Source organism: Paenibacillus caui, assembly GCF_019904135.1.
Lineage (GTDB): Bacteria > Bacillota > Bacilli > Paenibacillales > Paenibacillaceae > Fontibacillus > Fontibacillus caui.
Genome location: NZ_JAIOGQ010000012.1, coordinates 63338 through 76347, shown reverse-complemented (window position 1 = coordinate 76347; position 13010 = coordinate 63338). Strand labels below are relative to the sequence as shown.

9 protein-coding genes are annotated in these 13010 nt (G+C 54.4%); 1 reads left to right on the top strand and 8 read right to left on the bottom strand.

What is annotated here, in order from left to right; translation table 11 throughout:
- Positions 1 to 204 precede the first annotated feature (204 nt).
- Positions 205 to 624 carry a hypothetical protein gene (locus K7397_RS09110; RefSeq protein WP_223067632.1) on the top strand — a complete coding sequence of 140 codons (420 nt, stop codon included), beginning with the start codon at positions 205 to 207 and terminating at the stop codon, positions 622 to 624.
- 110 nt (positions 625 to 734) lie between these two features.
- Here K7397_RS09110 and K7397_RS09105 read toward each other — a convergent pair whose 3' ends face one another.
- The 8 genes from K7397_RS09105 to K7397_RS09070 form a co-directional block, all read right to left on the bottom strand.
- On the bottom strand, positions 735 to 1616 hold the full coding sequence (locus K7397_RS09105; protein WP_223067631.1) for a metal ABC transporter permease: 882 nt from the start codon (positions 1614 to 1616) through the stop codon (positions 735 to 737).
- 4 nt (positions 1617 to 1620) lie between these two features.
- On the bottom strand, positions 1621 to 2577 hold the full coding sequence (locus K7397_RS09100) for a metal ABC transporter permease (RefSeq protein ID WP_223067630.1): 957 nt from the start codon (positions 2575 to 2577) through the stop codon (positions 1621 to 1623).
- Complete coding sequence (locus K7397_RS09095; protein WP_223067629.1) at positions 2571 to 3344, bottom strand: metal ABC transporter ATP-binding protein; 774 nt, start codon at positions 3342 to 3344, stop codon at positions 2571 to 2573. The genes K7397_RS09100 and K7397_RS09095 overlap by 7 nt, the downstream gene beginning before the upstream one ends.
- Before the next feature lie 16 nt (positions 3345 to 3360).
- On the bottom strand, positions 3361 to 4335 hold the full coding sequence (locus tag K7397_RS09090) for a metal ABC transporter solute-binding protein, Zn/Mn family (RefSeq protein ID WP_223067628.1): 975 nt from the start codon (positions 4333 to 4335) through the stop codon (positions 3361 to 3363).
- A gap of 183 nt (positions 4336 to 4518) precedes the next feature.
- Complete coding sequence (locus tag K7397_RS09085; RefSeq protein WP_223067627.1) at positions 4519 to 6282, bottom strand: hypothetical protein; 1764 nt, start codon at positions 6280 to 6282, stop codon at positions 4519 to 4521.
- Positions 6197 to 7360, bottom strand: a complete 1164-nt coding sequence (locus K7397_RS09080; RefSeq protein ID WP_223067626.1) for a glycoside hydrolase family 88/105 protein — start codon at positions 7358 to 7360, stop codon at positions 6197 to 6199. The genes K7397_RS09085 and K7397_RS09080 overlap by 86 nt, the downstream gene beginning before the upstream one ends.
- Positions 7339 to 9084: a glycoside hydrolase family 3 protein gene (locus K7397_RS09075; RefSeq protein ID WP_223067625.1), complete on the bottom strand. Its 1746-nt coding sequence runs from the start codon at positions 9082 to 9084 to the stop codon at positions 7339 to 7341. Before K7397_RS09075 ends, K7397_RS09080 begins: the two co-directional genes overlap by 22 nt.
- A gap of 132 nt (positions 9085 to 9216) precedes the next feature.
- Positions 9217 to 12780 (bottom strand): polysaccharide lyase family protein, encoded by a 3564-nt coding sequence (locus K7397_RS09070; RefSeq protein WP_223067624.1) that lies wholly within the window; start codon positions 12778 to 12780, stop codon positions 9217 to 9219.
- Positions 12781 to 13010: the final 230 nt, after the last annotated feature.

Genomic DNA, 13010 nt, shown 5'->3' with positions numbered 1-13010 from the left:
AAGCGGTTGTTAAAAGGATTTACCTGCTGCAACTCGGGAGCGCATGGGCGAATATCCCGACCCGGAAACATTAAGAAAAGACGTCCAGAAATATCGCTAGACGGTGGGAGCTCCATAATCTTTTTTTTGGAAAAATAAGGATTTCTCAGGTATCTGTGTGTATAATTAACCTATTCTTGCCCGTATGACAGGAGGGGCTTATCAATGACTTTTATGAAACTTAATAGCTTAAGTGCTTTATATGCATTTGTCTTCTTTGTTCAAACTGAATTAATGTTAAATGTATATCGTATAGCCAGAATCACAGGCTGGAATAACAATTTAGCTAGTACAGCAGTTAATTTGGCGATATTCCTGGTCTTTGCACTATCTTCAATCTTATGTTATTTTTCAACTAAAAAACTGCTGGGTATAAAAAAAATAAAGTACATTTCATCAGTACTATGGATTCCTTACTACTTTATTTTTATAAAACTTTTTTCTTCATTATTTCCAATAACAAATCCTCAAGAAATGCCGCTACCAGGGGTTGGACTAGTAGTGATAGCCGCGCTGATCATTTATCCTTTTTATATTTCATTAATTAATTTTTTAGTAACAATAAGAGCGAGTAATATATCCTGATATCAAATGTTTATCCGCACTGTGATTTAGGCACGCATAGTTAAAAAAGAGCGTCCCCTTCCATACCCTTTATGGTTTGGAGGACGCTCCCTGCAGTTTTCGTTAAAAGCTCAAGCTGCCGCCGATTTTAACCTGCGGCGCTTCAGGTATCGTGCCGCAACACCATGCAGCGGCGAAAAAATAAAGGCCAGCAGAAACAGGATGCCTGCCGTCACGATCATGGCGCCGGCAATGGACGAATCGAGCCAGACCGCCGCATAATAGCCTCCCGCGGAACTGACGGCGCCGGCCACAACGCTGTATAGCAGCATGACGCTCAGCCGGTCTGTCAGCAAATAGGCGGTGGCGGCCGGGATAATGAGCATCCCGACGACCAGAATGGCGCCGACGCTTTCGAATGACGCTACGGTCGAGACGGACACCAGTCCCATCAGGAGGTAATGGAACAGGGCGACCGGAATGCCGCAGGCCAGAGCCAGCGCCGGATCGAATGCGCACAGCTTGAACTGCTTGTAGAACAGTCCGACGCACAGAACAATCAGCAGCAGCGTTCCGCCCAGCATCCAGACGGCCGAGGGCCCCAAATCGTACCCGTTCAAGATCCATGTATCCCACTGAACATAAGCGATTTCCCCGAACAAAACACAGTCCAGGTCTAAATCGATATGCGAGGCGTTGCGGCTGATGAGAATAACGCCGAAGGCAAACAGAGCCGTAAAGACGATGCCGATCGAGGCGTCTGCCTGCAATCCGCCACGCTGCAAAAACTGAATCAGAAAAACCGTAATAAGCCCAAAAACCGCCGCCCCGGCCAGCATGAACACGGAATCCCTTGAATCGCTGAGCAGAAAAGCGAAGGCAATTCCAGGCAGCACCGAGTGGCTGATCGCGTCGCCGACCAGCGCCATTCGGCGCAAAATGAGAAAACAGCCGAGGATGCCGCAAGACGCCGCTGCCAGCGTTCCCGTCAAAATAATCCAGAAGTCCGCCATCTCCTTAAACCTCCTCTCCGCTTGCCTTGACCGTTGTCTGCAGTTCCGGGGAGTTCCCGGCCTGCTGCAAAACGTAATCGCTCTTCACCTTGCGGCTCACCAGTGCTTTGGCGATAACACCCCGGCCGGGTGCAAACAGTGCGGACAGCACAAACAGGGAAGTCGCCGACAGCACGGTCACCGGACCGGTAGGCAGATTATCCAGGGCGGAGCTGACCAGAGTTCCGGCAGCTCCGCTGAGTGCGCCAAACAAGCCAGCCAGCACAACCATGACGCCCAGCCGGTGGGTCCAGTATCTTGCAGCCGCCGCCGGCGTGATGAGCAAAGCGGCGATCAGGACGACGCCAACGGCCTGAACGCCTGCCACAACCGAAACAACGGTCAAGAACAGCAGCAATTGTTCCAGCGCCGCTGCAGGGTAGCCCAACCCGCGGGCATAGCCGGGATCGAAGCTTACCAGCTTGAACTCCTTAAACAGCAGGATGCTGAGCAGTATCAGTCCTGCCGACACGGCCGCCATCATATACAGGTCCGGCTTCATCATTGATGCAGCCTGGCCAAACATGTATTTATCCAGTCCGCTCTGGTTGCCGTTGCCGCTGTGCTGAATATGCGTCATTAACACAATGCCGATCCCGAAAAAGAACGACAGCACGATCCCCATAGCCGCGTCCTGCTTAATACGCGTATATCTGGTAATGGCATGGATGCCAAAAGTCGCGACCATGCCGGAAAGAATAGCTCCGACCACAAACAGGCCCACAGATTTTACGCCGCTCAGCATAAAAGATATGCAGATTCCCGGCAAGGAGGCATGCGCCAGGGTGTCTCCAAGCAAACTTTGCTTGCGCAAATACGAGAACGAGCCGATCACCCCGTTGCCAAGGCCCAGTAGTAGCGAGCCGAAGAGGATCCAGCGGACGTTGGGGTCGGTCAGCATGCCGGCGAGCCAGTTCAGCATGACGCATCCCCTCCGTATCCCGGCGATGCTGCATTCCCTTTTATAAGCGCCATTGTTCCGCCATAGGTTCGCTGCAGATTTTCCGGAGTAAACGTCTCGTTGGTCGGCCCTGCCGCAATCAGTTCGCCATTCACCAGCAGAATATGATCGAAGTACTGTTCCACCGTTGCCAGATCATGATGGACGACAAGAACCGTCTTTCCCTGTGACTTAAGCTGATGCAGCAAACCGATAATCGCTTTCTCCGTTTTGGCGTCTACGCCGGCAAAAGGTTCATCCATGAAATACAAATCCGCTTCCTGGGCCAGAGCTCTTGCCAAAAAGACCCTCTGCTGCTGTCCGCCGGACAGCTGGCTGATCTGTCTCCCCGAAAAGGCGGACATGCCCACCTTATCCAGACATTCCATGCCGAGCCTTCGCTCTTCAGCCCCCGGCCGTCTGAACCAGCCCAAATGCCCGTATCGCCCCATCATCACGACATCAAGGGCATTTGTCGGGAAATCCCAATCGACCGATTCCCGCTGCGGGACATAACCTACCTGCTTGCGCCGGTTCCGGTACGAGCCTCCAAAAATGGATACCTCGCCGTCTACCTTGGGAACAAGCCCCAATATGGCTTTGATTAGGGTCGATTTTCCGGCCCCGTTAGGGCCAATAATGCCAATCAGTTTGCCTTCGGGGATATTGAACCCAACGTTCCGCAGCACCGTTTTTTTCTGGTAAGCAACCGTCAAATTCGATACCTGCAGTGGAAAAATGCCTGTCATATCCTATCCCTCCCCGTTATTTCAGCGCTTCGACGATCGTATCCACATTATGCCGAACCATTTTGATATAAGTGTCCGCATCCGAGCCGGGCGAACCCATGGAATCCGAATACAGCTCTCCTCCGATCTTTACTTCGTGCCCTTTCTCCCTGGCGCCGGCAATGACAGCTTCCATCGACTTCGTGGGGATGCTTGATTCCGTAAAAACAGCCTTGATCCCGTTCTCGACAAGAAAATCACGCAGATCGCCGACATCTTTGGAGCCATACTCCGCGGCCGTGCTGATTCCCTGCAGTCCCATCACTTTCATTCCGTACGCTTCACCAAAATACCCAAACGCATCGTGCGCAGTCACGAGTACCCGGCTCCGTTCCGGGATCATGCCGATCTTGGTTCTGATCTCTTGATCCAGGGCATCCAGCTGCTTGATGTAGGCTTCGGTTCGCTTCCGGTACGACTCCGCATGCTCCGGGTCATATTCCGTCAGAGTTTGTTCGATCGTCTGGGCCGCGCTGATCCAGTGCTTGACATTAAACCAGATGTGCGGATCGTACTGTGTTCCGCCCGCATCCTTACCCGAACGGAGCAGAGAAGGGTCGATATTGCCCGATACGGCTACGGTCCGCTTCTTGCTTTCCAGCTTCTCCAAAATATCCGTCATTTTCCCTTCCAAATGCAGCCCGCCATAAAAAACAATGTCCGCTTGGTCCAGCTTTCGGATATCGCCCTGGGAAGCTTTATACAGGTGCGGATCAACGCCCGGACCCATCAGTCCGGTGACCTCTACTTCTTCACCGCCAATCTGCTCTGCAACATCCGAAATCATGCCGATCGTTGCCGTGACCTTAATCTTGCTTTCGCCACCTGAGCGAACGGCGCTCTTCCCTTCCTGCTCTACCTTCGTACAACCGACAACCGCGACCAGCATGATGATTGAAAGTGTCATTTTGACGCGCTGAAACGGACTTTTTTTGACACGCAATTCGTGCATAGGACTCCCACCTCTCTATTTTTCCTCATGGAATAAATATTTGTATAAGCCATATATTTTAGATAGAATTAAAAAAGTTTCTCTAATGCAAATTCTAAACGAAACCCATGCAAAAAGGCAAGGGGGAATTTTCCCTTGCCGCAACTATTTTTCAAATTGAAATAAATGATGGCTTCCGTTTCGTCAAAGGCTGCCGGGTGCAGGCTGCAGGTTCAGCTCCAGCGCTTTATTCACTCGGCCAAATCCGCGGATCCTGACCTGGGTCCCGGCCACGATTTCGACTGGGGATGGCTGATCCAAGTGCTCAAAATTCGAGCTGTCTTCGTCAACGGAAAAGGAGAACAAGAGCGCCGCTTGCTGCAGTTTGCGAAAGTCCAGCCTTACCCTGGGACCGGAATACAACACCAGATCCGTATACAGAACGGTCTCATCTCTATGAATCTCCCAGCTTAGCCGCTGCTCCTGTTCCTCTACTGACAATTCCGAGAATCCGGTGAACAGGTTTCCAATCCGGAAATAGAGACCGCAAACCTCAATTTCAGCCCCTCCTTCCAAGGCGCTTGCCGACACACGATCCAGACAGCCTCCGACTTCAAGACGCAGCCTTAAGTCCCCGGCTTCAATCACGCCTTCAATTTTGTCCAGGCTCGGGTGGGTGTCCCCGCCATCCGTCACAAAATCGATCCCGAGCAGCATATCGCTCTGCTCCTGACAGCTCCGGAACCGGGCCGAGCAATAATCATAGCCGTCATGCAGGAAGCGCAGACGCATATAGGTTGGGCTGCCCCCGTTATCAATATAGGCCAGCAGAGGTCTTCGTTGATTCCAGAAGTCCATTTGATCGAATGAGCCCAGGCTATACTGCTGAGTTCGGTAGGTTATGGCCCATTTTCCGGCTGGTTCACCCTCGTTCCCTTCAAAGAGCTGGCGGATCTGCCCTGTGTTCTGAACGGTAAAAAACGCAAGGTATTCCGGCGGGCACAAGACCCCGCTTTTATACCATTCCTCTTCATAGGGAAGCTCCTCCCAAGGGAAGAACATCAGTGCACCTTCTGTGGCAATCTGAAGAAAAGCTTTGGTGTGATCGTTCAGCAGCGTCTCGTAACAGCGCGCGTGAGGGCCGGACCACTGCTTTGTCCGGACATGATAATGCTCGGCCACGGTTTTCCAGGTCATCCGGAGCAACTGCTCGCTAATCTCCACAGCTCTGCCGCTTCGCGCCTCCTCGCGAAGTTTGGATAGTTCAAGCAGGGCGACGCAGGTATATACCGGGCTGTTGTACTCCTGAAACGCCTGGCGAGGCTTCGTGTAGTCGTACAGTTTGATCAAGCGCTCCAGTCCATAGGCGGCATACGCCTCATGCCCGAACTGCTCTCCGGCAACCAGGGTGACCAGGGCTCCGAGAATCGCAATATTGGTGTAGTCAGGCCCAACGTTGCGTTTGATGATGGCCTCGCACGCATTGCAAACGGACTGGGCAGCTGCTTCACGTAGAGGCTCCGGAAACCGGTGCCCATGGCGTTTTACCGCAAGGAGCAGCTTGCTGCCGCAAAAATCGGCCCAGTTCCAATCCGGCGGGGCCATCTGATCCAGGGGCTCCTCATAGAACCAGGGCCAAATGCCAAAGGTGTCATGGCTGCGGTCGCTATCCTGCAGAGAGACGACCCGCTCGATGATATCGAGCGCCTGCTGCTCGTATTCGGGAAGCTCCGTATCGAGAAGACCCAGAGCATAATTTAACGAATCCCGGGTGGAATGGATGTAATCGGCTGCCTTGATCGTTGTATGATAGCCCGGGCTGCTGAAGGCGGAACGCAGCAGTCGGACCTCAGGATTGTAACGGGATTCCATCGACCGGATTTTACGGATTAGCATCTGCCGGTGATCCACAAGCTTCATCTCCTTCTTCGGCATTCTGATGGCCGTCAAGCTTCTGTATTTGAACACCAGCAAGCTTCTTCTTCTGAACGTCCCAGGATTTCTGCATCGCCAGCGTTTGGGCAAGCAACTGCATCGTTAAGCCTTGTCCGTAGAGGGTCGGATAAACCGGCACCTCGTTGTAGGCTTCGGCAGTAGCCAGAACCGGCGTTCCTCCCGATCCCCCCTTGACCTCGCCTTCGGGAGTGATCAGCGGAAGCACCCCATTCAGGGTACGGCTTGCGATTTGGCAGTATGAGGCATCCAGCAGACCGGTACGAACCGCTTTCAAATACCCGCAGGCAATGCCCGCGCTGGCAGAAGTCTCCTTATAAAAATCCGGCCGGTCCACGACGGTATGCCATAACCCATCCGCTGCCTGGCGAGATCGCAGGCCCGCAGCCAATCTCTCGTACCGCGCGCACAGCTCATCGGGGATATCTGCAATCCCCCTGATTTCCGAAACGATATCCGGGATCGCCAGCACAAGCCAGGCATTGGCGCGGGCCCAGCGCGCCTTCGACATATGATGGCCCGCCTCGCAGTTCCAGCCATGGAATGAAATCCCTGTCCCCGCATCCTGCAGCAGTCTCATATGGATAAGCGTCTGCCGCAGCGCCTCATCCGCAAGCTTCCGATTGCCCATCAATCCGGCGAGCCTGGCGAGAAACAGCACGGCCATGTATACCGTGTCGGCCCATACCTGCTCGCGGAAGCTTGCCGCTTCCGTTACGGTATGCTCGAAGGCCTGTTCCCGGGTCCGCGGGGCTTCTTCCAGCATCCAGCGGGCTATGCTCCACGATTTGATCAGAAAAAGCTCTTCATGGGTCTGACGGTACAATTCAGGGTAAACCGCGAACGGAGCCATGGCATTAATGACTTTCATCCGCCCCGCCTTCGGCTCATTCCGGCGCACCCATTCCTGTACATAGTGGACCGCGGTCTGCTTCTTCAAAGTCGTTCCGTATTCCATAATGGAGATCAGTCCTACACCAGGCACCCAATCCCATTGTTCTATATCCATCCCCCAATCGCGCTCGCCGTCTTCGTTCGTCATATACGTAAACAGACGATGCAGCGTATCCGTTAGGATAAATGCGTCCTGCATGTTCCGGCCTCCTTTCCAATAATCTGAATCTGCACCTCGCCGGGCGCTTCCAACCGCACCGGAGACACCCCTTCAAACGGAATTTCTCCAAAAATAGCCTGGAGCATCATCTCCAGGGTGTCTTCATGCAGGGAATACGCATTCACCAGAGTATCCAGGAAAGGAATATCATGCAGCAAATACGGCGTGGCAAACGAAATGCCGATCGGGGAGATCGTCTCCGCATGCTGCATGGCCCATATGCCCTTGGCCGATTCCCCTACCGGTCTGGCCGTATTCATCATGCCATGCAGCGTCAAAAAGTAGGGTATGAACGCGGCATCCCATCTCCTGCCTTCCTGCTCCCAGCGCCGGATCGTGTCCAGCGGCTCAAACTCATCCAGAACATCCACCTGAAGCCCCCGTGCTTCAAGCAGCTCGATAAACCGGTCCATCCGGTGAAATGTTCGGCCTTCCGCCGGTTTATTCAGCTTGATCACCAGGACATTCCGCGTCTTATCAATCGGCAAGGGCAGAATCCCGGCACGGTTGCGGACAAGCGTAATGCATCTGCGGGCTGTCTCCCGGCTTACTGTCCGCGCCTCTGCATCCAGCTCCTTCGGCAGCTTATCCTGCTGCAGCCTAACCGCCTGCGGATCCCGCCCTTCCGCATCGATCAGCCGGACGCCCAATCTCGCCTTCAACTCCAGGACATGGCGGACGCTCTGATCCAGCCTCTCCAGGCTCACCTTTCCGGAATCCAGAGCCTTCTCCATAAGCTCGAAATACCGGATACCCGGCCACAGCAGCACGTCGGTTCCGCTGTTGAAGCAGTCGAGCGTGCGCTTCTCATAACCGCCCCAGGACAAAAATCCGCCCATATCAAGGGCGTCAGACAGAACGACCCCGTCAAAGCCGAGCCGTCCCCGGAGGAGATCGGTCGTCACCTTGCGGGAGACGGTTGCCGGAACCGGCTGATCGCACGGCGTCGTTCCTTCCATCCAGGGCAGCGCAATATGTCCTGTCATGCAGGACATCAGCCCCTGCTGGATTAAGCGTTCTGCTACATATCCGTAGGTGGACCACCACTCCTCTTCGGGCAGAGAGTTGACCGTCGTAATGATATGCTGGTCCCTGAAATCAACGCCGTCTCCCGGAAAATGCTTCGCGCAGGCTGCCAAGCCGTTCTCCTGCATGCCCTGAATGATGGCGGCGGACAAGCGCGCCACCCGCTTTGCATCATCTCCCAGACAGCGCGTGGTAATGATGGGATTCATCCAATTGAGCGCAATGTCCGTTGTCGGTGCGAACGCCCAGGTGAACCCGGCAGCCCTGCCCTCCATGGCGGTATACTTGCCGTATTCGTAGGCCAGGGCCTCGTCGTTCGCCGCAGCCAAAGCCGGCAGCGGCGGAAACGCCGTCAGGCTGCCGACCGCAGAGCCGGCCCCGAATTCAAGGTCGCCCGAGAACAGCAGCGGATATTTGCTCGCCTTCTGGAACATGGAGGTCCAGCTCCGGTAATCCTCCGCTCTCCCTGACGCTTTCAGAATAATCTCGCCGCCAATGAAAAAGCTGCCGACCGGATATTTTTCCAAATACGCCCCGATCGTCTCTTCATTCAGATCTTTGAATGGAAGCCTGCCGGCATGATCCTGCATCGTCTGTCCGATCTTCTCCCGCAGTGTCATCGACGCTAAAGTTTGTTCGACCCATAATTGTTCCTCGCTGGTTAAAGGCCTGAGCATGTTCTTCGATCCTCCCCGCGTAAAATGTCCACTGATTGGCTCCTGTTGTAAACAGCCCGAAAGAGCCCTGCCTCCTCCCTCTAATCTCGAAGGAAGCATGGGCTCTGCCCGGGTTATCACCTGCATGCCTAATTATTCGGATGATCCGCCTACATTCAGCGTCGTGCTGAGCGTATTGTTATCCCGGCTCATCTCCGGATAGCGCTTGATGTCATTGACGAGGAAGCCGACCGTAAATTGGCCGTTCACCGGCACGATCCACTGCGGCGTCCCTTGGGCGCTGCCGTTAGCAGTCAACGTCACTTCATCTCCCGGCTCAATAACTTTATTGTACGTGTCCGACCAGGATACGACTCCGCCGTTGACGGAAAAGACGCCGCCCGTAATCATTCCGGCTCCGGTCGAAGTGTTCAAAGGCGTGGGCAGGGCTCCGGCATTTTTGACTTTTGCCCAGAATACCAGGGCATCCCCCACTTGAGGGGTTTGCCGGTCTACAGGCTGGCCATCGGAACCAACAATAGTCCAGCCGACCCCCGTCACCGTCATATCCGCCTGTGGCGTGGGCAGGGCGGAGTCGTAGCTTTCAAATTCGAAGCCGTGCACCATGACTTTGCCCTCCTTGACCCTGACCTCAATCCGGTGCAGCCCGTTTTCCAGTCCGGTTGCCTCGAAGACCTTCTCATCTTCCCCTTCAAGCCCTGCTCTGGCGATGTCAACCGTTTCCTTCAGAACGCCGTCCACATAAACATCCGCGCTGCCCATATCGCTCCGGATATCGGACCGCCAGCGGATGCCGGTTCCGTTAAAGTAAAGAACGGCTGAGGCTCCAGGCGTACTTGAAATATGCGACACGCCATTAGGCGCAAGCTCAAATCCCGAATACAGAATCGCTTTGTTGTCATGCTGAGCCGGATACCAGTCAAGCACAGGAACATAGGCTCCGGGAACAAGCTTGAAATAGTCGATATTCGCGCCATTTCCGGCGTTTTTGATATAAATGTTGTTATATCCCCGCTTAAGAGTGACGCTGTACAGCTTCTCGGTAAAACGGTCCGTCCAGCTTCCGGTAGACGGTAGCGATATCGTGGAAAGCTTCTGACCGTTCACGATGATATCCTTCTTCGCATCGTCATTGGAGGTATAAGCAACGGTCAGTGTATAGGCTCCCCCCTCATCGCTATGATAGCCGAGTATAGTCAGTCCGCCGCGGTGGGTCTGCTCCACGACCTTTCCGCCCGATGCCTTCGCATTGGCGCTAATCTTGAGCAGTTCATCCAGTTGCGCAGCCTCGGCTTCAAACTTGGTCGGATCGCCCTCTGTATGCGGCGTCACCGGAATCTTAGGCGTGGTTGCAGCTGCCTGCTGCGACAGCTCCGAGGTATTGCCGAAATCGTCCACCGCCTCGACCCGGTAGGTGTAGGTGGTTTCCGGCTCTACGGCATCATCATTCATAAAGTTCAAGATGCCCGGAACGGTCATGAGCGGCTCGGTCCGGTCGCTGCGATACACCCGGTAAGCGGCTACGCGGTCATTATCGGCAGACGGATACCAGGTCAGCTTGATCCGGTTGTAGCTTACCGCTTCGGCTGTTACGTTGTCCGGTACCGTCGGTCGCTCGTCCTCATAGCGGTCCAGAATATATTGGACCGTCTCTCCGGGACTCAGCGAAACCTCAAGCATCAAATATGGTTTCGCTTTCATTTTTACGGTGGAATGAGCTGCCTCGTAAGTCTCGCCCGGCCCGAACCGGTCGCCCGCATACGTTCCCTTCTCCGGCATCGTGACCAGAACCTTCATCGTTACCGGCTCCGTCTCGAAATTGACGAAATTCAGCAAGATCTTATCCGAGCTGGCCCCTACAGCCGAAGTTCCCAAAGCCGAGGTGTCCACGCCGCGGAAGTAGGCCTTTTTGCCGGTCAATTCGGTCTTATTGATGACTTCATAGACAAGCGGGCTGCCATGGGTCGCATAAGCGGCCGCCAGTCTGCGGTACGTCTTAAGCCGCGTCTCTCCAAGCTCATTCGGATTCGCGGGAACCGCTTTCGTGTCCTCAAACCGGTGCGTGTTCCAGTCGAGACGGCTGTCGAACAGTCCGAAATCGGTATTGTCGTAAAAGAAAGCCGCATGCTGCATAATATGATCGGCGTAACCGATATCTCCGCGCAGCTCGCGGTCAAACGCTGAAGCAAAGCGGAAGGCGTAAGTTCCGTACTTCGTGTTATCGGCATGGTTGTCATTGGCGCCGACTTCACTCATCGCCATCTCCTTGCCGAAACCTTCATCCTGCCCGGAATAAACCCTCAGATTCTCATACAGGCTCGCTCCCGGGAGCGGCTGTACACCGGTTCCCCCGTAGCTATGGCCGTTCGTAATATCGGCGATTGCCTCAATCGGTCTTCGCTGCTCCGCATCCCGTTCCCAGCCGTCCGGCGTACCGTTGTAAGGCCAGTAGGCCCACCCCGGTGCTACAATTTTCAAATCAGGCTGCTGATTTGTCTTTCTTTCATCCGCCAGCATCTGAGCCGCCGCCAGCACCGCTTTCTGCGACCAGCCAAACAGGCCGGGCTCGTTGTTGACCTCCACGTACTGGTACAAATCGCCGAACCGGCTCACAAAGCTCCGATAGTAGGACAGGAGCTGTTCGCTGATGATCCCCTGATTCAGATCGGGATCCTTCTTCCAGTTGCCGCCGAGGAAGCCCACCATTGGCTGCAGGTTCAGATCGCGCAGCGCCAGCAGGTAATTTCGGCCCTGCGGCTCCCATTCGGGTCTGGTATCGGACCAGAATGCGGTACGCATCCAGTTGCCGCTGTAGGCGATGCCCATCCATTTGGCCATGGGCTCCAGGTGACGGATCGTATTATCATCGTATTTAAAGGATTTATAAACGATCGTGCTGCCCAGATGGATGTATCTGCCATGAATCGGCTCGGCAGCCGGCGCCTTCAGCGCTTCAAGCTTGAAGTGATCCCATTCGAACCATAAATGTTTGTCGCCATCGTATCCCTCTGCCTTTGGATCGGCATACAAGCCGCGATCGAGGGTGAGCTGCAGCTCGTTTTTGCCGGCCTTCAGCTGCTCTTTTGGAATATAAAGCTTATAGGTCTGCTTCCAGGTCTGGGCAAGTACGGCTTCGCCGTTGTTCAGACCCGTCACCTGGATCAGTCCGCTCATCTGGCCGTTGGAGAACACCGCTACCTGCGGAATGGCCGTGCTGGCATCCATCACCTTGAAGCTGAACTGAACCCCGTACTCCGGAACCTTGTGAAGCGTGTATGAAATTTGCATTGTTCCATTCGCGTCAGCCTTCATTCCTTTGGAGATGGAGCTTAACCGGTCACGCTCAACCGGGACCGACACGCTCTCCGCTCCTCCGGCATTAAAATCCTTGAATTCGGCGGAACTATTGTCGGGAGTTCCCACCTGCCACAGCAAAGTTAGCGGCGCCTCGGATGATGCCGGCCCCCGTCCGGCCTGAGCCTCAGGAGCCAATTGTTCAGGCGGGGCTTCCGGAACCGCCTCCTCAGGCGAAGCCTCCGGAGCAATCTGAGCTTGCTGCACCCTAGCCGCAGCTGCACCCGCCGCCCCGTTATCTTGGGCAGAAGCGGAAGCAGTCCGCCACCCCGGTAAAACACTGGCAATCAGCATCAGAACCAGCATAAAGCTGATGGATTTCATCACATTCGAATTAGACATGGCGACCTCCTAAAAGTTTTGTGAAGCTTAAGCTCCAAAGAATAGGCTTCGCAACAAAACTTGCTTCGGAAGCATAGGCTTAGTTTTGTGAAGCGTAAGCTTTTGGATTAGCTTCGCAACAAAACTTGCTTCGGAAGCATAGGTTTAGTTTTGTGAAGCTTAAGCTTCTCGGATTAGCACCCCAACAAAACTTGCTTCGAATAGGCTACCTTTTGTTCTATTCGGAATAT